General features: G+C 53.4%; 17 protein-coding genes and 1 tRNA gene. 10 read left to right on the forward strand and 8 right to left on the reverse strand.

The features are described 5' to 3' along the window. Positions 1 to 87, forward strand: a tRNA-Leu gene (locus RT340_RS05755). A 100-nt stretch (positions 88 to 187) separates the two neighbouring features. Here RT340_RS05755 and RT340_RS05760 read toward each other — a convergent pair. Further along, the gene (locus RT340_RS05760) at positions 188 to 472 is read right to left on the reverse strand and encodes a DUF1435 domain-containing protein (RefSeq protein WP_034826266.1); all 285 of its coding nucleotides are present in this window, start codon (positions 470 to 472) and stop codon (positions 188 to 190) included. Between the two features lie 229 nt (positions 473 to 701). Here RT340_RS05760 and RT340_RS05765 point away from each other — a divergent pair, with 229 nt between their 5' ends. The 3 genes from RT340_RS05765 to RT340_RS05775 all read left to right on the forward strand — a co-directional run bounded on the left by RT340_RS05765 (position 702) and on the right by RT340_RS05775 (position 3300). Next, complete coding sequence (locus RT340_RS05765; RefSeq protein ID WP_034826268.1) at positions 702 to 1796, forward strand: GGDEF domain-containing protein; 1095 nt, start codon at positions 702 to 704, stop codon at positions 1794 to 1796. Between the two features lie 149 nt (positions 1797 to 1945). After that, on the forward strand, positions 1946 to 2740 hold the full coding sequence (gene fhuF / locus RT340_RS05770; protein ID WP_211729373.1) for a siderophore-iron reductase FhuF: 795 nt from the start codon (positions 1946 to 1948) through the stop codon (positions 2738 to 2740). Between the two features lie 95 nt (positions 2741 to 2835). After that, positions 2836 to 3300, forward strand: a complete 465-nt coding sequence (locus tag RT340_RS05775) for a YbaK/EbsC family protein (RefSeq protein ID WP_034826269.1) — start codon at positions 2836 to 2838, stop codon at positions 3298 to 3300. Here RT340_RS05775 and RT340_RS05780 read toward each other — a convergent pair. From RT340_RS05780 to RT340_RS05795, 4 genes are all read right to left on the reverse strand, one after another. Beyond that, positions 3297 to 4550: an MFS transporter gene (locus RT340_RS05780; protein ID WP_182057222.1), complete on the reverse strand. Its 1254-nt coding sequence runs from the start codon at positions 4548 to 4550 to the stop codon at positions 3297 to 3299. The two genes, RT340_RS05775 and RT340_RS05780, sit on opposite strands and share 4 nt — an antisense overlap. Before the next feature lie 253 nt (positions 4551 to 4803). Beyond that, a complete protein-coding gene (locus RT340_RS05785; RefSeq protein WP_313374719.1) occupies positions 4804 to 5787 on the reverse strand; it encodes a nucleoside hydrolase in 984 nt (327 codons plus the stop codon). A 12-nt stretch (positions 5788 to 5799) separates the two neighbouring features. Beyond that, positions 5800 to 6822: a LacI family DNA-binding transcriptional regulator gene (locus RT340_RS05790; protein ID WP_211729372.1), complete on the reverse strand. Its 1023-nt coding sequence runs from the start codon at positions 6820 to 6822 to the stop codon at positions 5800 to 5802. 77 nt (positions 6823 to 6899) lie between these two features. Next, positions 6900 to 8294, reverse strand: coding sequence for an MFS transporter (locus tag RT340_RS05795; RefSeq protein ID WP_313374721.1), 1395 nt, complete (start codon positions 8292 to 8294; stop codon positions 6900 to 6902). Positions 8295 to 8875: 581 nt separating this feature from the next. On the opposite strand from RT340_RS05795, the gene RT340_RS05800 reads away from it, so the two are divergent. Then, complete coding sequence (locus RT340_RS05800) at positions 8876 to 9430, forward strand: histidine phosphatase family protein (RefSeq protein WP_313374723.1); 555 nt, start codon at positions 8876 to 8878, stop codon at positions 9428 to 9430. A 70-nt stretch (positions 9431 to 9500) separates the two neighbouring features. Here the strand turns inward: RT340_RS05800 and RT340_RS05805 are convergent, their stop codons facing one another. After that, entirely contained in the window at positions 9501 to 10451 is a 951-nt protein-coding gene (locus RT340_RS05805; RefSeq protein ID WP_211729370.1) for a YncE family protein, read from the reverse strand. Positions 10452 to 10867: 416 nt separating this feature from the next. On the opposite strand from RT340_RS05805, the gene RT340_RS05810 reads away from it, so the two are divergent. Further along, complete coding sequence (locus tag RT340_RS05810; protein WP_097118283.1) at positions 10868 to 11881, forward strand: glycosyltransferase family 32 protein; 1014 nt, start codon at positions 10868 to 10870, stop codon at positions 11879 to 11881. Here RT340_RS05810 and RT340_RS05815 read toward each other — a convergent pair. After that, positions 11855 to 12778 (reverse strand): LysR family transcriptional regulator, encoded by a 924-nt coding sequence (locus RT340_RS05815; protein ID WP_045832974.1) that lies wholly within the window; start codon positions 12776 to 12778, stop codon positions 11855 to 11857. The two genes, RT340_RS05810 and RT340_RS05815, sit on opposite strands and share 27 nt — an antisense overlap. Before the next feature lie 120 nt (positions 12779 to 12898). Between RT340_RS05815 and RT340_RS05820 the strand changes: the two genes are divergently transcribed. The 3 genes from RT340_RS05820 to RT340_RS05830 all read left to right on the forward strand — a co-directional run bounded on the left by RT340_RS05820 (position 12899) and on the right by RT340_RS05830 (position 16609). Then, complete coding sequence (locus tag RT340_RS05820) at positions 12899 to 13288, forward strand: tautomerase family protein (protein ID WP_034826287.1); 390 nt, start codon at positions 12899 to 12901, stop codon at positions 13286 to 13288. Positions 13289 to 13500: 212 nt separating this feature from the next. After that, entirely contained in the window at positions 13501 to 15792 is a 2292-nt protein-coding gene (gene opgB / locus RT340_RS05825) for a phosphatidylglycerol--membrane-oligosaccharide glycerophosphotransferase (RefSeq protein WP_211729368.1), read from the forward strand. Between the two features lie 199 nt (positions 15793 to 15991). Beyond that, on the forward strand, positions 15992 to 16609 hold the full coding sequence (locus tag RT340_RS05830; RefSeq protein WP_313374730.1) for a hypothetical protein: 618 nt from the start codon (positions 15992 to 15994) through the stop codon (positions 16607 to 16609). A 32-nt stretch (positions 16610 to 16641) separates the two neighbouring features. Here RT340_RS05830 and RT340_RS05835 read toward each other — a convergent pair whose 3' ends face one another. Continuing rightward, on the reverse strand, positions 16642 to 17346 hold the full coding sequence (locus RT340_RS05835; RefSeq protein ID WP_211729366.1) for a GNAT family N-acetyltransferase: 705 nt from the start codon (positions 17344 to 17346) through the stop codon (positions 16642 to 16644). Positions 17347 to 17452: 106 nt separating this feature from the next. Between RT340_RS05835 and RT340_RS05840 the strand changes: the two genes are divergently transcribed. Continuing rightward, a complete protein-coding gene (locus RT340_RS05840; protein WP_313374733.1) occupies positions 17453 to 18904 on the forward strand; it encodes a PLP-dependent aminotransferase family protein in 1452 nt (483 codons plus the stop codon). Positions 18905 to 18919: the final 15 nt, after the last annotated feature.

Here is an 18919-nt window from a genome sequence, read left to right on the forward strand (position 1 = left end):
GCGATGGTGGCGGAATTGGTAGACGCGCTAGCTTCAGGTGTTAGTGTTCTTACGGACGTGAGGGTTCAAGTCCCTCCCTTCGCACCACGTTGTCTTACTTTCCTGGCAGTCAATTCCCAATGTTGAATTAAACCAAAAAAATCACGCGCTAAGCGTGTTTTGTCGTTTCTGCCGTTCGAAAACGGCATCAAATAATGTGGAAGTTCACCGTAACGGCCGCAGCGCCCCCGGCCAATGCCAGGCAAGAAGGCAGCAGCAGATAGTGACGCAGACGATGATGGAACAGCATCACTACCGTCAGCAACAGTGCCACAATCATCACCACGCGCCACTGGCTGAAACTCGGCTCCCACAGCGCGAAAATCGGTAAAGCCGCACAGGGCAATAAAACTCCCCAACCGCTGTCTAGCCGCTTACCCATCATCCAGCTCACGCCCCATAAGCCGCAGGCAGCCATCATCGCCATGATCATCGCGCAACCCTCAAATGATAAATATTCGTATTATCATATGACAATATTTCTCATCTTGCAGCGAATTTTTTATCGCGGGATGCGTTGGATGACAGATTTACTGGAAAATGCTAAATTGCCGCCGATAACTATTTCGATAACACGTCAATAACGTGCTCACTATCCGATTTGCGGGAGTATTTCCCACGGGTAGCGCTTTGATATTTCAGGGCTGTAAAGAGTAATAATAATGAAATTACAATCTTATGATGAGTTGAAACACAGCAAATATCGGCTTTCGCTGATGCTCTTTTTGTTTTTAAATGTCGCCGTTTCGCTTTTTTGCCTGTTACCTTTTTTAGGCACAGATAGCCCGGTAAGCTCGCTGCCAGTAGGGATCGTCGCGGCTTTCAGCCTGACATTACTGACCGTTTGTCTGATGATGCCAAAACGGAAATTACCGCTATTAAATCCTGTTGCCATGATATTAGGTGCGCTCTGGGCATGGCACATTAACCACAGGTATCATCAGGTTTTTTATTTTGATGGCAGCTTTTTAATAATCAGCTTGTTAAGCGTATTTTTTGTCAGTGCCATTGCGCTCAGTGATTATTTGATCGCATTTTGTTTACACATTACGCCCCCCGTATTAACCGTATTGTTATTAGATGATGGTCAGCATTTAATGATGATCATTTTTACGATCACGCTGCCGTTGATTGGTTTCTCGCTGCATCATTTAATGCGCCGCCGCTTTGATACTTTTACCCGACGACTGGTTAGCCAGCTATATGAGGAAAAAGAGAGTTTTAGCGATTTGAGTATGCTGGATCCGCTCACTGGTTTGTATAACCGCCGTGGCCTGAAAAATCGCCTCGACACCATCCTGGAAAACCACGCGGGCAGTCATTACGTACTGCTGCTGGATATTGACCACTTCAAAGCCTACAACGACAACTACGGTCATGCGATGGGCGATCAGGCGCTGGCGCGGGTATCGGTTGCCATTCGTGATGCCGTGCGTTCACGCGATGTGGTAACACGGTATGGCGGTGAAGAGTTTCTGGTGCTGATGACCAACGTTAATGCCTCGATTGCGATGAAGCTGGCGGAGCGCATTCGTCAGTACGTAGTGGACCTCGAAATCCCGCATCGCTTTAATGAAAAGGTCTCCACTCATGTCACCATCAGTGCCGGGATCGCGCCTATTTTTGGCGATGAGTTTGACCAGGCGGTGGCAAATGCTGACCGCGCATTATACGTCGCGAAAAATCAGGGGCGTAACACCATACTCGCCTGGGAAGATTTGCCGAGGCTGACGCAAGTCAGTAATGACCTGATGTAACCGGTAGATGAGCGAAGCCATTTATCACGGAGCGGCATCGGATCCTGATAAGTGGCGCCATCCCCCTTCTTCGCTTGATGACATCTTGTTCGCATTGACAGTAACGATTATCATTTGTCTCACGATTCCCGTTATCACTCAGGACCGGCATGACCATCATTACGCGTCAGGATCATCGCTTTAGCGACCATCCTCTGATCTTTATGCAGAGCGACCGCAGCTTAGCGAGCGCACTGGAAGATCTGATGCGTGAGCAACGAAGCTACATGCTGGATAACGTCAAACTCGGCCAGGCCGCTCCCGCAGGGACCTTGACGCTGGCCGAGTGGTCCACTCCGCTGCACTATCGTCGCCTGACACAGCGCTATAGCGATTATCTCTATCGCAATCACCCTGATGTGCAACAGGAAGCCAAACCGCTGCAGTCACTTTGGGCACAATGGTATTTTGGCTTGCTGTTGCCCCCGCTGATGCTGATGTTGCTGCAGGAGCCGCGGGCATTGAAGTGCGCACCCCATCTGATTCATGTGGAATTTCATAAAAACGGCCATCCCTGTGCTTTCTGGATTGATGTGCAAGAAGATGAAGAGGCGCGTTACCTGAGTGCACAGCAGCGCATTGACCGCCTGATTCAGCAATGCCTGATCCCGGCTGTCAACGGCATGACGCAGCACGGTGATATCAACGCCAAACTCATCTGGAACAACATGGGTTATTCGTTTTACTGGTTCCTCGGTGAACTGAAAGGCCAGTTATCCGCGCCCGTCATCACTCAGCTGGAACAGGCATTGTTCTTCACCCAGACGCTGCTGGATGGCAGCGACAATCCGCTTTATCGCACCATGATCCCGCGTCATGGCGAGATGGAACGTCGCAGTTGCTGCCAGCGCTATCGCATTCCGGACGTGGAACGCTGTGGTAACTGCACGTTAAAAGTGGTTTAACCTGCGCGCATTCTGTTACAGATTCTCTTTTTATCCCGTTTACACTTTTCCCCCCTTATGGCAGCTTTTAGGCTCTGTTTTTACCGGAGAAAAAAATGAGCCTGGAGTCGGTACGGCACTTCTTTGCCGAACATGCACCGGATATCGACATCATCGAGATGCCGGAAAGCACCGCCACGGTAGAACTGGCCGCACGCGTCCATGGCGTGATGCCGGGGCAAATCGCCAAAACCCTGTCGTTGAAAGTGAAGGATGCCATTGTGCTGATCGTCACGCGCGGTGATGCCCGCCTCGACAACCGCAAGCTGAAAGCCGCACTCGGCGCTAAGGCCCGCATGTTGAGTGTCGATGAGGTGGTGAACTGGACCGGACACCCGGTAGGCGGCGTCTGCCCCTTTGGACTGGAAAATCCGCTGACCGTTTATTGTGATGTGACCCTGCGCGGTTTTGATGAAGTGCTGCCCGCGGCAGGTTCGATTCACAGTGCAGTGCGCATTTCGCCGCAGCGCATGGCTGAGCTGACTGCGGCGAAATGGGTCGACGTCTGCGAGGCGCTTTAACGCTGTTCGCGCGCCACGGCACCGGATATTTCAATACCCCGCGTCTCTCGCCCGAAGGCGACAAACACGCAAATCAGCACCGCCACCGTACCGGCAACGATTGCCATCCCCAGGCCGTAGTTGCCGCCGTGAGCCTCGGCAATGCGTGACTGCAAGGTCGCATTGACCGAGGCAATCAGATTACCCAACTGATAAACAAAGCCCGGCAGTACCGCACGTGCATTCGCAGGCACCAGTTCGGTAAGATAGGTCGGCACCACGCCCCACGCGCCCTGCACCATAAACTGCATCAGGAACGCGCCGATGCCAATCATCCAGGATCCGCTGGAGAACGCCCACAGCGGCAACACCGGCAGCGCAAGGAAGGAGGCAAGGATAATCGCTTTCTTACGGCCAATGCGTTCTGACAACGCACCAAAGGTAATCCCGCCCAGCATCGCCGCAATGTTGTAGCTGATGGCGATGATGCTCACGGTGTGCGGATCAAACTGATGCTGCACTTTCAGGAAAGTCGGATAGAGATCCTGGGTGCCATGGCTAAAGAAGTTAAAGCACGCCATCAGCAGCACCATGTAGATGCAGATTTTCCAGTGCTGACGAATAATCGGCAGCAGCGCCGTGCTCTCTTTACGCTCGCGTGCAGCCAGCCAGACCGGGGATTCCGGCACTTTAAAATAGATAAATGGCAGCAGCAGAATCGGCAATGCGCCAATCAGGAACATGCCGCGCCAGCCTACCGACTCGAAAAACAGCCCAAAAATGATCGAGGCCAGCAAGTAGCCACAAGGGTAGCCCGCCTGGAAGATGCCGGACATCAGCCCACGCGAGCGATCCGGAATGGTTTCCATTGCCAGTGACGATGCCACGCCCCAGATGCCGCCCATCGCCACGCCGTAAATCACGCGGAAGGCGAGGAAGGCGGTGAAGTTCGGTGACCATGCAGAGAGCAGCTCAAACAGTGAGAACATCACGATATTGAGCATCAGAATCGGGCGGCGGCCATACTTCTCAGCCAGACGGCCAAAAATCAGCGCGCCAATTGGTCGAACCGCCAGCGTGAGCATAATGGCAACAGAAACATCGGAGACGCTGGTGTTGAAATACTGGGCAAGATCGCTGAGTACAAACACCAGGATAAAGAAGTCGAACGCATCCAGCGTCCAGCTGGCGAAACTGGCAAACGCCACGTTTCGCTGGGTCGCAGTCCAGTTGAACATAGGGGTATCCTGTCTGATTAGCTTCCGGTTCATTGACCAGAATTTATTGGAACGTTATCCGGCGAATGATTTCGCTGGTTATTATTGTGTTAACTATTTGTATATAGCATGTCAGAAAGGGGGGCTGCGGCGGGGAATTGTCAGGGAGTGATTCGCGGTGTAAGGAAGCGTGTCATCGAGTGAAACATTGCACCGCCGTACAGCAGTGCCATCTGAAAGGGCAAATTCCTGGCGGTATGGCAGGAAGACGGGTGCGGCTCAGTGTGCCGCACCCATCTATGGGCATTCAGCGCTGCAGTTGATTAAACGCCTTCTCAATCATCTCCAGCAGCAACGGATTGTTGACGTTCTGCATCACGTGCACCAATGCCCCGGTCTGCTCCGGCACGCCAATGTCCAGGCGCAGTGGCGACCGATACCGCCAGCTCTTGCCGCGCGTTGCGCCAGCGCGTAACTCAATATCGACAAAGTAATCCACCCCATCCGCCACGCGCTGATTCAATAGCCAGGCAATCACCAGCGCATCGGGGATCCAGCAGCCTGGCAGATGGCGGGTGCGAATCGAGTAATCAATCCACGGGCGCAACGTTTCACGGACAAATTGCGGTAACGGATGATCGTTGGTCGTCAGACGATTAAGATCCTGATGGGTCATCAATGTTTGTGTCGTGGCGTCCATCGGCACCAGCGTGATGGCTGCACCGCTGTGCAGCACCTGATGCGCCGCTTCGGGATCCAGACCAAAGTTGGTGTCTTTGATGTAATCATCTAAAGCGAACACACCGCCCATAATCACAATTTCTGCCACGGATTCAGCCATCTGTGGATAACGCTGCAACGCCTGCGCCACGTTAGTCAGCGGACCGATCGCCACCAGAGTAAATTCGCCGGGATTATCGCAAATCAGCTGGCCCATCACACCTGCGGCATCATTGCCATCTGCCGCGAGCAACTGCGGCTTACGCACGCCCCGCCACAGTTCAGCGAGGTTCGCATCCTTGACGCCATCGAGGCGTGCGCGCCAGGGGGCGGGGTCTTCGCGGAGTGCCTGCAACGCGCCCTGCACTACGGGAATATTCAGCCCTAATCGCTGGAGTAAATCTTTGGCAACCTGCGCCCCTACCGCACTCGGCGTATTGCCAGTGACGGTGGTGATCAGTTCAACCGACAGCGAAGGTGATGCCAACGCCAGTGCCAGCGCCAGGCCGTCATCGGTGTTCGCCCCTGCAATTCCATTTCCCGGATCACAATCAATAATCAGTCTTTTCATAATGTTATAGGTTTATTTTTTTTGAGTAAGCAGGCAGCCACAGGACTCACCGATTTCAAGATAGTGAGGGAACTCTGCCAGTTGGGCTTCGCCATCCCCATTTTTCAGCATGGCGATAGCGCTGCGTGCCATTTCCCGCAGCGGTTGACGTACGGTCGTCAATGTCGGGACATGGAACGCGGATTGATCGGTGCCGTTAAAGCACACCAGGGCGACATCCTGCGGCACGCGCAAACCGTGTTCAGAGAGCGCACGGATACAGCCAATCGCCTGGCCCTCATTGCTGGTAAACAGCGCGCGCGGCACCTGTCCGCTGGCAATCATACGTTTTGTAGCGTCATAGCCGCCTTGTCGCGAGTAGCTGGCAGGGAAAATCAGGGCTTCATCTGCCTGCAGGCCTTTCTCTGCCATGGCATCGCGCCAGCCCTGAATACGATCCTGGGCATTCAACATCTCCAGCGGACCGCTGATCATGCCAACCTGTTGATAACCGTGGCTGAGCAGATGTTCAGTCACCTGACGCGAGGCCTCGCGCTCATTGACCCGCAACATGCTCACGCCAGGACGGGGGGCAACGCGATCCAGCATCACCAGCGGTGTGCCACTGGCCTGAATCACATCAATGTATGGGTGGCGATCGACACTGGTATAAAACAGGCCATCCACCTGACGATTCAGCAAGCCCTGAATCAGTTCCAGCTCACGCTTGCGATCATCTCCGGCATCCCCCAGCAGCATCACGTGGCCGTGATCCAGCGACTCCTGCAGCAGCATATGCGCCATCGAAGCCACGAAGGGGTTGCTGATATTCGGCACCACCAGGCCAAAGGTTTTGGTGCTGCCGGATGCCAATGCTCGCGCCACCGCATTCGGTCGATAGCCCGTCTGTTTAATTGCTTCCAGCACGCGCAGCCGCGTGGCTTCCGCCACCGGGCGCGGTCCGTTGTTAATCACGTAGCTCACCACTGCCACTGAGGTGCCGGCGGCTTTCGCCACATCGCTACGTGTTACATTTCCGCCTGGGGATTTCGCCAATGCTCTTGCCTCTGCATGAATGCCATTGGCCGGAATAACCGGCCAATGGCACTGTTTCACTTACAGCGTGTTGCGCGTCAGATCGCATCTTCCGGTAGATTCAGATCGCGCCCACGCGTTTCCGGTGCCACCAACGTGGTCAGAAAACCGATGGTCGCCATCGCCGAGAAGTACACGGCAATCGCCCACCAGTGTCCGGTGAACGATAACAGCGCCGCAGCCACCAAAGGTGCTGTCCCTCCAGAAAGGATAGACCCCAGCTCTTTTGCCACCGCCATCTTGGTGTAACGGTGTTTGACACCAAACATTTCCACACCCCACGCGGCCTGCACCCCAAAAATACCGAGCGAGGCCAGCGCCATGCCTACGACCATCACCGGGATCACAATCGCCGGGTCCCGGCTGTCCATCAGGCTGAATGCCGGCCAGGCGTAAATCATCAGCAGCAGACAGAAACCACGATAGGTGATACGGCGGCCAAAGCGGTCAGACATCCAACCGGCAAACGGAATAATCAGGAAACCCAGCAGCGAGGCAATAAACACCGCCGTCGTTGGCACCGACTTATCGAGCATTAGCACTTTCGCGACATAACCGACGATAAAGCCCTGCGCCAGATAAGAAGGACCGTTTTCGCCGATACGTAAGCCGACCATCGTCCAGAACGCACGGCTGCGCTGCCAGAAACTGCGGGTATCAATCTCGGCGGCGGCATGCTGCAATGTGGCGCTACGCTCTGCCTGCAGTTGCGCCTGCTGGCGCTCAAACACCGGGGTTTCACGCAGATGGCGACGCAGCCACAACGCGACCACGGCAATCAGCACGCTGCTGAGGAACGGAATACGCCAGCCCCAATCCAGCAGGGTTTGTTTATCCATCTGAATCACCGCCAGCCATACCAGCGAAGCGATCAGCGTGCCACTATTCGAGCCGAGGGCAATCACGGAAGAGACCAGACCGCGACGCGCAACCGGGGCATATTCGCCCAGCATCACGGTGCCACCAGACAGTTCCGCACCGGCGCCCAACCCTTGGGTAAAGCGCAACAGCACCAGACAAGCGGGTGCCCAGACGCCGATCGTGGCGTAAGAAGGGATGAGACCAATCAAGGTTGTCGATGCGCCCATCAGGATGATGGTGGCGATCATCACGGTCTTGCGACCTTTGCGGTCACCGATCCAGCCAAACAGCAGCGCACCAATTGGACGTGCAATAAACCCGACGGACCAGGTGGCAAAACTGGAGAGCAGCGCCATAGCGGGTGTGGCATTGGGGAAAAACACATCGCCAAAGATGATGCCTGCTGCCAGGCCATAGAGTGCGAAATCCGCATACTCCATTGCCGTGCCGAGCCAGCAAGAGAAGGTGGCGCGCCAGAAATCTTTGCGGCCAGAAGAGGTTTCCAGCCGCATGTCAGCAGCTGAAGAGGTGCTCAGTGAAGTTTGTTGCGAAACGGACTGATGTACCGTCATGACCTTTTCCCTGAAATAGGTGAAAACAGCAAACGCCCTTCCGTGGGACGGTTCCCTTGCAACAAGCGGAACTCCCCGGTGAAGACGTTCAGTAGGCAAACCTGGATGAAAGTCAAAAGAACTCCCTGGTGTTGGAATTCACTCATTCGCCTGTTCTCGTCGATGTTTTTTTCATCGATCGCATTAATAAGGCAAATGTAACCACGTCATCTCAAGGCCAACTTTGTCTCTGGCACCGTGAGTTATCACTGTGGACACAGTCTATCTACGCGCGTAGATAAATCAAGTGATAAAAGTGAAAATAATTAATTTATCTTCACTATAGCTCGGGATTAGAAAGCAAAAATGGCGTTAATTCATAACATTACAGCTCATTCAAACCAACAGCAGCGCATTAACCTCAATGCAATTAACGAGCGTTGCTTATCATTAGCTGAGTTGTGGCTGATCCTTCATCGCGCTTTTTTTCGCACAAATCAGTTAAGCTTTAATGACAATTGCGAATTAATCTTAAAACCCTTTCGCCAGTGCGGTTCAGCTATCACCTGCATTACACTGGGTAAAAATCACACAGGGCGCCTATGACCATCATCCTCATGCGACACGGTAAACCTGACCATCCGGTCAGCGGGCGCTTTACTGCGCGAGCGCTGGCCGACTGGTGTGAAGGCTATGACCTGGCCGACATTTGCGACTCGCCGCCGCCGCGCAGTATGGCCATCGCTCGAATGGCCCGCGTGATCGCCTCCAGCCCGCTACCCCGCGCGCGTTCATCGCTCACGCGTCTCGGCCTGCAACCGCATGAGGTGGATGAGGTTTTCAGTGAAGTGGCCATGCCGCTGCTGCCGTTCGAACGCCTGCACCTGCCGCTGACTGTTTGGCTCGCTCTTTTGCGCCTGTTATGGTTATGCGGTTACGCCGGGCATGTGGAATCGTTGACTCATGCCCGAGCACGGGCGCGTCAGGCGGCAGCTAAGTTGGTCACGCTATCAAAACCGGGAACGGTGTTACTGGTGGGGCACGGCATCATGAACAAAATGATCGCCCGGGAATTGCGTAAACGCGGCTGGCAGGCGGAAAAACATGCCAGCAGCCGCCACTGGAGCAGCGCGATTTACCACCGCCCGTTTATTTAACCCTGTTACGTCCAATCAAACGTCGCGATCAGGTGCCTGACGAACGTTGCCACAAGGAGATCCCCCGCAGTCAGTTCAACTGGAAGTAACTCAGCACCTCACAGCCTTTTCCGACGTTCGGGGTCGCTATCACTTTCATTTGCAGCAAATCAATCACGCTTAATGATCCATCGCCTTCATTGGCAATCAACAGCGTTCGATTATCAGCACTAAAACAGCCATCCATCGGTTTGTTGCCGACCGGAACATCCCCCAACGGATTGAGTAAATCATCAAACAGTGTGATGAGCGGCTCCTGATCGCCAATTGCTACCAATCGCTCACCGTTGGCGCTAAAACGTACCACCTGGCAGGGCTGTTGATGGGCCGTGAGTTTAATGCGCTGGCGAATACGATGGCTTTGGCGATCGACCACATACAGTAACGGCGCGTCGGCCGCGCTAGCGACCAGATAAGGATGCTTCGGCGAGGCCGCGATACCGGAGATCGGCCCCGGCAGCAGAATGTTGTCAATGATGCGCCCTTCTGCCTCGCACAGATCCACCACCGTGATGCTGGCGTCTTCTTCGTTCTCTGTGAACAATTTACGCCCGCTGGGTGAGAGCGTCAGACGATGCGCATTGTGCGATGGCAGCTTAATCATTTTTTCCAACCTATCGGTAACGGGATCGATGACTGCCACGGCCGCACTGTTTTCACAGCAGAGGTAGACTTTGCCATCGCGGCCCAATTGGCCACTGTGGGGCGACTGCAACGGAGATAAGTCGATAAAACCGCTGATCTGGCGTTTGCGTAGATCGATCACCGCCACTTTGTGACCGGGGTGGGGATTGTCTCCATGAATGCCATCACCATAGATCGGCACATAGGCTTTATCTTGCTCAGGCAACATCAGTAGCTCATGCGGACGCGGCGGAAACGCATTCAGCTCCTGTTGCACGGCAAAGGTGTCGGGATCGAGAAACAGAACCCGATTCCCCTGCTTATCGACCGCCAGTAATCCACGGTTGTGTGGCTGCATAGTGCCTCCTTTGTGTTAACCACCTCGTCTAAGCGTAGTTAACCTGCATCAGGAAGGGGCAAATCCCTGCCAGGCCAGCGAAAAATGTAGCCGCTTTAAACCATTTGAATGCGGGGATTTTTTATCTAAGCCGCAGCCAGCGCCAAGGCCAAGTTATTTTATTAGGAATAGTCCTAATGATGATTAATTATAAAATCAGTCGGCCATTCAATTATTTCCGGGAAATTTTACCCTTAACGGATCCTTCATTTTCCGTTTTATCTGAAAGAAAAAAAAAGTCATAGCCTCTAAGGCCAGAATGCTTTATTAAGCTGATGTGAGTACTTTTTACACACAGCCGTGAGGAAACATAAGAGCGCATAAGCTGCCAGCATCAGGGAATCCTTGCCACCATAATCACAATAATCAGGTGCACCATGAATAAAAAACGTCTCCAGCCAGCGCTCGCGCTCTGGCAGAACTGGAAAAGAATCGCTTTTACCAGCCAGACATTACTGCAGAAAAAACAGCATACTGCGCTCTGCGCGCCGGAGTACGATCCTCGCGAAGAGGACAATATCGTGTTGTTTTCTGGCGAAAAGTCGCTGCCAGAAATACCGAAAAAAGTGTGGATGTATTGGGATAATGAATATTTACCGAAATCCATGATGTTAAATATTCAAAAGCTGCGCAAAGATAATCCTGATCACGATATCTATTTGCTCAATCGATTAACGGTAAAAGAAGTTTTACCTGATTTTATTTTCACCTCAACATTATTAAGCGAACAGCAAAAAAGCGAAGTCATTCGTCTGGAACTGCTGTTGCGCTACGGCGGTATTGCCATTGATTGCAGCACGCTGTTATTTGAAGATCTCTCATGGGTACATCGTGCTCATCAAGAGCGCTGCATGGATGTGATTGGTTATTATCGTGAAAACTCCACCGTCAATTATCTGGCGCCAGTGATTGAAAACTGGTTTCTGGCGGCGGCTCCGAATAACCCGTTTATTCGTGAATGGCAGAAGCAATACGCACCCATCAAACATCTGGGTGAGCAGAATTATTTCAACGAGCTCAACAAGCGCGATGACTTTTCACTCCTGACCCAGAAAATTGATCAACCTCAGCAGCAGTTGGGTTCACTGGCACAACAGGCGGCGATGCGGGAATATCGTCGGGTGAATCTCTATCTGCGCAAGTGTGAAGCCAACGCTTACTATTATCAGCGTTTGAGCGGCTGGAAAAGCGAGGCGTTTGCACATGCCATCCTGTTCAACCAGCGTCCTATGACACCACCACCGGTGATTAAGCTCAGCGGTAACGAACAGATGCACCTCGACTTCAACCTGCGTTTAGGCAATTACAACCGCAGCAGCCTGCTGGGTGAGATGATGCAGCCGCATGCGGCGATGGCGTTGGCTTCACCCATCAACAAAGCGCGCGCGTAGCCAGTGGATAAAGGTGGTCACCGCCCGTGGCACCTGTGCCGCATACGGGCGTACCACCCACAGCCGATCGGCAAAAGCATCCACGGTTTGCCACTGCGGCAGAACCTGTTGCAACGTGCCTGCTGCCAGCGCCGCCGCGGCGCTGAAATCGGGCAGCATGGCAATGCCCAGCCCTTGCAACGCGGCATCGCGGATTGATTCGCTGTTATTGGTGGCAAAATTACCCTGAATTTTCACCTGCACGGATTCACTGCCGCCACTCACCGGGCGGAAACGCCATTGTGGCGATTCCAGACCACGCGGGTAGTAGAGGCAGTTATGTTGCTGCAACGATTCTGGCACCTGAGGCACACCGTTTTGCGCCAGATAAGCCGGCGAGGCCACTAACAGCGCGCGCGTCTCACACAGCGGCAACGCCACATGGGTTTCGGGCAATGTCTGGCTGTGGCGGATGGCGAGATCAAATCCTTCACTGCCTAACGACACTAAGCGATCGGTAACATCCAACTGCAGCCGCACCTGCGGATACTCTCGCAAAAAATCACCGATAATCGGCACCAGCTGCTGACGTGCAAATGCCACCGGCGCGCTGACACGCACCAGGCCGCGAACTGGCCCGGCTTCATCACGTACGCTGAAAAAGCTTTGAGCGATGCGCGCGAAAGGATCGCGCAACTCATCCACCAGCTTCTCGCCCGCCGAGGTCAGACGCACGCTGCGCGTGGTGCGCTGCACCAGTGACACCCCCGCCATCTCTTCCAACTCTTTAATCTTTTGGCTCATGGCCGCTTTGCTGACATCTAATCGTTCAGCTGCACGAGTAAAACTGCCCAGTTCAGCCAGCACCGTTAGCCAGTGCAAATGCACCCAGAGCGCATCAGTTTTGATTTCTTTCATATGGATTGTTCAAAATAATAAATAATCATTTCAACCAGCGCGCTTTTTCTTTCCTGCAGCAAGCGGCAGCATAAAGCCACATCCTACTCTTATCTTGTGAGCAAAAACGAGGGTTTATTTATGCCGTTACTGACTTTTGATGTGATTCAGGGCCGTTCTGAATCAGAAATTCGTACCTTGCTGGACGCCGCGCACCGCGCGGTATTAACCGCGTTCAAAGTACCCGCGCGGGATCGCTATCAGATTGTTCATGAGAATAAACGCTATCAAATGGTGTTTCAGGATACTGGGCTGGGTTTCGAGCGGACCGATAACCTGGTGATGGTGCGCGTGTACACCAGCCCAAGAAGCGAAGAACAGAAAACGCTCTTCATGGCAGAGTTAGCGCGCGAGTTGCAGGAAAATTGTGGCGTGCAGGGCAACGATCTGATGATCAGTTTTATCACTAACAGCAAAGGCGACTGGAGCTTTGCCGACGGCGAAGCGCAGTATCTGACTGGTAAGCTCTAATCCCTCCTCGCCCCTCGCTGGCAGCGACGCGCGCGTTGCTGCCAGGTCAAACCATAGTCAATATAAACCTGCCTTAAACGGATCGGAACCCGCCGCACAATTCTGTGTGGTTATGTTGCAGCACTGTGACAGCCCATATAAATTGACGCATAACCCCCAAAGAGGGCCGAGGGCGCAGGGATGGCGTCACTAATTTATGTGAGGATCAAACCTTGTCCGAGTTGGTTTCGGTTGTACTCTTTTTAGCGGCAATCGCCGTTTACTCCTGTAAAGCCGGGCGAAATAAATTTTGGTTTATCCTGATCTTAGTGCTGCTCACGCTGTTTATCGTGCTCAATGCCACGCTGTTTGCCAGCAACTATTTTACCGGCGATGGCATCACCGATGCGGTGCTGTATACCCTGACCAACAGCCTGACAGGTGCCGGCGTCAGTAAATATGTGGTGCCCGCCATTGGATTAATCATTGGCCTGTTTTTGCTGTTTTGCCTACTTTCCTGGCTGCTACGCCGCCGTAGACGGCCGCATCATTTAGGCTGGAGTTTACTGGCTATCGCCTGCGCGGCAGGTTCGGTGCAAACCACACCTGCTTTTCGTCAGGTGAAAGATCTTATTGCCTCGCACTCACGTCTGGCCGACTCTGATTTCGATAACTATTATAAGACGCCCAATAAAACCATTCCCGAACCCAAACTTAACCTGGTGTACATCTACGGTGAGAGCCTTGAACGCACCTATTTTGATCAAGATGCTTTCCCCGGACTCGCGCCGGAACTGAGTCGCGAAAAAGACCAGAGCATCGATTTCAGTGAAACCGAACAGTTGCCAGGCACCGATTACACCATCGCGGGGATGGTGGCTTCGCAATGCGGTATTCCCCTGTTTGCGCCTTTTGATGGCAACGCCTCGGCCTCGCTTTCCAGCTTCTACCCACAGAATATTTGCCTCGGCGATATCCTGAAGAACTCCGGTTATGAAAACTGGTTTATTCAGGGCGCGGATTTACGCTTTGCGGGCAAGGACACCTTCCTGCTGTCACACGGCTTTTCGCCCGCACATATGTATGGTTCAGAAGAGTTAAAGAGCCGGGTTGCCGATCCTGGCTACCGCAACAACTGGGGTTTTTACGATGACACGGTGATGGACGAAGTGTTTGAGAAGTATGAAGAACTTTCACGTCAGCAAAAGCGTTTTGCCTTATTTACCCTGACGGTGGACACCCATCATCCTGACGGCTTTATCTCGCGCAGCTGTCAGCGTAAAAGTTACAGCTACGATGGAAAACCCAATCAATCCTTCAGCGCTGTGGCATGCTCACAAGAGCATGTCGCGCGTTTGATTGCGCGTATCAAAGCGTCGCCATGGTTTAAAAACACCATCATCGTGGTCAGTTCGGATCATCTGGCCATGAATAACACTGCGCATCAGTATCTGATTAAGCAGCCGCGCCGCGATCTGTTTATGGTGATTCGTGGTGACGAGCCACAGGCGGAAGTGCTGGATGGCAAACGCAGCACCCTGGATAACGGTGCGACGGTGCTGGATATTCTGGGTGGTGATAAGGCAATTGGACTCGGCCGCAGCGGCCTCTCTTCAACATCTTTATCGGCTCAGTTTGAAGACATGGCGCAGAAGGTGACGGCATGGAAAGCCGATATCATTCAGCTGTGGAAATTCCCCAGTAAGATGGATGTCTTCACCATCGATCAGCCCAAAAACACCTTCAGCTTCTCGGGATCAACCTTCAAATTGCCGATTCTGTTCCGCGTCGGGCAGGATCGCGTCGAGCCACTGCCAGAAGGCGAATATTCTGCTCCACTGCGCTACCAGCTCGCGGACTTTACCGCCTCGGATAAATTCGTCTGGGTCGATCGCTGCTTCAAGATGGGCCGCTTATGGCAGCCTGATTTGGCCCTCTCTACCGATCTCTGTGTCGCCATGGGCCAGATGGGCGCAAAACCGACGGTAACGCGCATCGATAAACCGCAGTGGAAGGGCAAAGCGCAATTCCCGAAAGTCGAGGTGAGTGCCGCGACTTATCAACTTAACGAGCAGCAGATTCGCGTGGAAGATAATGCGATTCGCTATAACGCCGACAGCTTCCTGCTGACCGTGCCTGGCGCCCCCACTGGCGTGAAAGGTTTCACCGGGATTTCACGGCCCGAGAGCTGGGGAAGATGGTCGAATGCCAATCTGGCACCGGAAGTGAACATCGAATATGTCGATCCGTTGCCCGCCCGTTTTGATCTGGTGATCACCGCACGCGCCTATGGCCCTAATGCGCATCGGCCCATCCCGGTGCGCGTCGGTGATGAGGAGCAGAGACTGAATCTCGGTGATGAATTCTCTACCACCACGCTGCACTTCAGTAACCCCAACGGCAGCCACAATTTGGTTATCGCACCGCCGGAGCCCCAGCCCTCCAACGATGGCAACATCACGGGCCAGGACCCGCGTAAATTGGGTATCGGTATGGTAGAGATAAAAATAATTCCACAGCCGTAACGCGAACTATTTCTTTCACAAACCAAGGCCTGCCTGTGCGCAGGCCTTTTTATTAGCCATTCACGTTACTCATTGTAAGCATTGATTTTTTCCGAGGTAGCGCGCAAAATCCATATTGTCACATTGAGAAACTATCACCCTCTGGATACGCTTGCTTCTTCATGGAACGACACCAGAGGAAATAAGGATGATATTGACAATGCTTAACACTCATAAAGCCTATAAAGCCTTGCAGGACGCGGGCGTTGCGGACAAGCAGGCCGAAGTCATGGTGGATATTTTTGCTGACATGCAGCAAGAAAATGCCTTAACCAAATTCGACTTGTCGCAAGCAACGGAAATCTTAGTACGAGAACAAAGAGCGACTAATCAGCGCATTGATTCTCTTGAAGGGCGTGTTGACAAGTTCGAAACGGAGGTCAATCAGCGATTTGACAAAATCGATGCAAGGTTTGACAAAATCGATGTGAAATTTGAAAAGATCGATGAAAGATTCGACAAAATCGATGTGAAATTTCAAAAGATCGATGAAAGATTCGACAAAATCGATATGAAATTTGAAAAGATCGATGAAAGATTTGAAAAGATCGATGCAAAATTTGAAAAAATAGATGAAAAGTTTGAAATGATCGACCAGCGGTTTGAGAAAATCGATGAAAAACTCAGCCAGCACGATGCTAAATTTAACGAATTAGATCAACGCATGCAGATTGGTTTTACCGAGCTAAAACAAGACAATGTCTGGATGAGACGCATAATGTTCACTATCGCCACCACAATGATCGCGTTTACCACCAAATATCTGTTAAGCAACTGAGCCGGGTATCCCGCCCGGCTGTCAACATGCTATTAACACTGCGCCTGCAACTTTGCGCGCTGCGTTCCATCCTCATTGAAATTGTCTGCTGCCAGCCAGCGCTCAAAGGCCTGTTTCAACTGCGGCCACTCTCCATCAATAATGGAGAACCAGCAGGTGTCACGGCTGCGGCCTTTGTACACGATTGCCTGACGAAAAGTGCCTTCAAATTGGAAACCTAACCGCAATGCTGCCTGGCGTGAGGGCTGGTTGCAGCTATCGCACTTCCATTCGTAGCGACGATAACCCAATTGCTCCAGTGCGTAGCGCATCAACAAATAGTGCGCTTCCGTTGCCATACGGGTTTGCTTGAGCAGCGGCGAAAAAGCCACATGCCCGATTTCGATTGAACCGTGCGTGGTATCGATGCGCATCAGCGCCAACGTTCCGACGGCACGCTGAGTCTGCAGGTCAATCACCGCGAAATGCATCGGATCGCGACCCTGCTCGATCTTGCTGGCATAGGCCAGATAAGCATCCTCATCGGTGAAAGGCTCAGCAAACATATAGGTCCAGTCACGCCCGTCGCTGGCCTGCGCATAGGCAGCATAGAGTTCGCGGCCATGGCGTTCAGCACTGAGTGGTTCCAGTCGGCAGTAGTGGCCGGTAAAGGTCTCATAAGCGGGCCAACTGCGCGATTGCCACTCTGGCAAAGGTGCGCCTACCGGTTGTCCGTACTGGTTAGTGTGTTGCGTCATCGCTCTATTCCTTTGTCAGAGAATACCTGTTGCACAGCGTGCCAGTTCGCTGGCATGTTAAAAAGCACCACATTCAGTGAAATTTATGGATCCACGAAGAATCATAATGAATGAGAGTGAATTGCACAGCCTGCTACTGGCACCGTTACTTCCCGAGGGCGCACTTACGCTACAGCAGCAGCTGTTACAACGCATTAAACAAGCCATTCTGACAGGCGCACTCTCCGCAGGAACGCCTTTGCCCTCAACACGTCAACTGGCTGCCGACCTTAAGGTGTCACGCAATACCGTAACCGGCGTCTGGGCACAGCTTCAGGCCGAAGGCTTTTTGATTAGCGATCGTCAGGGCAGCCGCATCAGTCCTTTCGCGCAACCGCCATCCTCCCCTAATCACGACGTCAGCGCCAGTGACCTTCTGTTACCGCCAAGAGTGGCGCAGCTTCGCTCCAACCACCGCCCCCTAAGCCAGGAGATGGCGCTGCGGCCCGGTGTTCCCGCGCTGGCACACTTCCCGCTGGCCCAGTGGCGACGAACGCTTAATCGCGTGATGCAGCATCAGCCACAGCAGCTCCTCGGCTACGGTGATCCGCTCGGCGAGCCTGCTCTGCGTGCCGCACTGGCCCAACATCTGGCACTGGCGCGCGGCGTCCGCTGCACACCGGAGCAAATCGTCATTACCGAAGGCGCGCAGCAGGCGCTGACGTTGTGCGTGTCTCTTCTAAGCCAGCGCGGCGACATAGGTTGGGTGGAAGAGCCGGGCTATCGCGGAGCAAAAGCCGCCATGCGCCTTGGGGATATGCGCGTTGAGCCTATTCAGGTGGATGCACAAGGCCTGGCTCCGCAAACCCGTGACTGGCAACAGCGCCCGCCGCGGCTGATCTACAACACCCCAACTCATCAATATCCTACAGGCGCGGTGATGAGCGCGCCTCGTCGTATGGCTCTTCTCGCCACAGCGCGCCAACATCAGTCATGGATTATAGAAGACGACTACGACAGTGATTTCCGTTACAGCGGCGAACCGATCGCTGCGATGCAAGGCATGATGCAGCCATCATCGGTGATTTATGTGGGATCGTTCAGTAAAACGCTGTTTCCGGCACTTCGCATTGGATTTATGGTGCTGCCGCCCCAGCTATTGGCCCTGTTACGTCCGGCCTTGCATGAGTTACTGCGCGGGGGAAATCGCCCCGAACAGCAAGCGCTGGCCCAGTTTATTCACAGCGGGGACTACAGCCGTCATCTGAGCAAAATGCGTCGCCTCTATCGGCAGCGTCAAACCAGCTTGCGCGAAGCACTGTTGCTAACCCTGGGGACGCAGACGTCGTTGCTGGGCGGCGAGTGCGGCATGCATCTGGTATTGCGCCTGGCTGATACACAACAAGATGCAGAAGTGGTGGAGAGGCTGATGGCCAGCGGCTATGCGCCCGGTGCACTGTCGGGGTTTTATCTGGGAGAGGAAAAGCAACAAGGGTTGGTGCTCGGGTATGGCAACAGCAGTACCAGTCAAATCATTGCCGGCGTCGCGCGCATCGCGCAATGTCTGGACGTGAAGTAGCGGCGGCCTGATAGC

This window comes from Pantoea sp. CTOTU50773 (genome assembly GCF_032082325.1).
In the GTDB taxonomy this organism is placed as follows: domain Bacteria; phylum Pseudomonadota; class Gammaproteobacteria; order Enterobacterales; family Enterobacteriaceae; genus Pantoea; species Pantoea communis.